This window comes from Paeniglutamicibacter sp. MACA_103, from assembly GCF_045798555.1.
In the GTDB taxonomy this organism is placed as follows: domain Bacteria; phylum Actinomycetota; class Actinomycetes; order Actinomycetales; family Micrococcaceae; genus Paeniglutamicibacter.
This window is the reverse complement of record NZ_JBIXLN010000109.1, coordinates 1-1,265: the sequence shown is the minus strand read 5'-3', so window position 1 is coordinate 1,265 and position 1,265 is coordinate 1. Positions and strand designations below refer to the sequence as shown.

The 1,265-nt window shown below is 63.6% G+C and carries 2 protein-coding genes; both read left to right on the top strand.

All coding sequences use genetic code 11. The features are described from left to right. Window positions 1–94 precede the first annotated feature (94 nt). Window positions 95–577, top strand: coding sequence for a transposase (locus ACIPVK_RS21745; RefSeq protein WP_407614063.1), 483 nt, complete (start codon window positions 95–97; stop codon window positions 575–577). Further along, window positions 466–1,248 carry an IS630 family transposase gene (locus ACIPVK_RS21740; protein ID WP_407614062.1) on the top strand — a complete coding sequence of 261 codons (783 nt, stop codon included), beginning with the start codon at window positions 466–468 and terminating at the stop codon, window positions 1,246–1,248. The genes ACIPVK_RS21745 and ACIPVK_RS21740 overlap by 112 nt, the downstream gene beginning before the upstream one ends. The last annotated feature ends 17 nt before the right edge of the window (window positions 1,249–1,265 follow it).

The following is a 1,265-nucleotide window of genomic DNA, read 5'->3' as shown; positions in this document are numbered from 1 at the left end:
CTAGTACTTTGTCTTAGCTAATATTCTGTGGAAATGGTGTCATTCTTGGGTGTGCGGGTTTTCGTCTACCACCCGCAAGGAATTGGGACAGGCCATGGGAAGAGCAAAATCACGTCCGGTAGCGCTCAGCGATGCGGACCGGGACCGGCTCACGAGAATCGTGCGGACGGGTTCCTCGCCCGCGCAGCAGGTGCGCCGGGCGCGCATCCTGCTCGAGCTCGATGAAAACCACCCGGAGAGGGAAGGGCCCTCGCCGACCCATGTCGTGGTCGCCGAGCGCGCCGGAGTCTGCGTGGACACGGTCGTGAAGGTCTCCAGGGCGTACGCCGAGCGCGGCGGTGACGCCGTGGATACCGTCACGCGCAAGAAGCGCCTGACCCCGCCGGTGGAACCGAAAATCACCGGAGACGTCGAGGCCCGAATCATTGCCCTCGCCTCCACCGAACCGCCCGAAGGCCGTGCCACGTGGAGCCTGCGGCTGCTGGAAAAGCACGTGCTGCTCACCGAGGGGATCCCGCCGCTGGACCACTCGAGCATCGGTCGGGTCTTAAAAAAACGAAACTTCAGCCTCACCTGAAGGAATACTGGGCGATCCCGCCCAAGGCCAACGGGGAATTCGTCGCCCGCATGGAAGACGTCCTGGAGGTCTACGCCCGCCCCTACGACCCGGGGGTGCCGGTGGTCGCCATGGATGAAAAACCATATCAGCTCCTGGATTACACCCGACCGTCCATCGAGGCGAAGCCCGGGCGCACCCGCAAGGAAGACTACGAATACTCCCGGAAGGGGGTCTGCTCCATCTTCGTGTGGGTCGAACCGCTGGCCGGCAAGCGGAGGGTGGTCGCCAGGCCGCGGCGCACCCGCGTGGACTGGGCCCGGGAGATCGACACGCTGCTCACCGTCGATTACCCAGACGTGCCAAAGGTCGTCCTGGTCATGGACAACCTCAACACCCACACGCTCGGTTCCCTCTACGAGGCGTTTGACGCGGCCAAGGCCCGGGAACTGGCCTCCCGCCTGGAAATCCACTACACGCCCAAGCACGGTTCCTGGCTGAACGTCGCCGAGATCGAGCTCTCCGCGCTCTCGCGCCAATGCCTCTCCCGCCGCATACCGGACATTGAAAAACTGAACCGCGAACTCCGCCACTGGCAGGAGGACGCCAACGCCGACAAGCGGCCCGTCAACTGGCAATTCACGACCGGTGACGCCAGGACCAAGCTCCGCCACCTATACCCAGAACATTAGACACGACTAAGTACTAG